At 45.3% G+C, this 331-nt stretch carries 1 protein-coding gene; it reads left to right on the forward strand.

The features are described from left to right. The coding region (locus B2633_RS14450; protein ID WP_483171433.1) for a hypothetical protein at window positions 1–194 on the forward strand (194 nt) is incomplete at its 5' end. Between the last annotated feature and the right edge of the window lie 137 nt (window positions 195–331).

Raw genomic sequence — 331 nt, forward strand, 5'->3', positions numbered from 1 at the left:
TCCTGCACCCGCATCATCATGGTTTGTTGCTTAACCCGGAATATTCCCGCTATATCTATTTTGCGTTGATTTTTCATTCTGGGCATACTTATAAATCACCTCGCTATTTCAGTATTCTCCTTAATTTAAATGGTTTCCTTCAATCAAAGCGGTTCATGTCCCAAGCGGATAAATCATCCTCCACTGGGATGTGAGGTTTTACCAAACCACCGGCGCCTGCTATGGCAGCCCCGGAGAACGGTCTGCAAGCGGGACGCCGGTTCTGCAGCTGATTGTCGCTATAGTAAAAAAAGTGTTCTTGCCGCGGGCATTCATAACAAATCATCATAAA

Source organism: Syntrophomonas sp. UBA1041 (assembly GCF_002316705.1).
Lineage (GTDB): Bacteria > Bacillota > Syntrophomonadia > Syntrophomonadales > Syntrophomonadaceae > DTU019.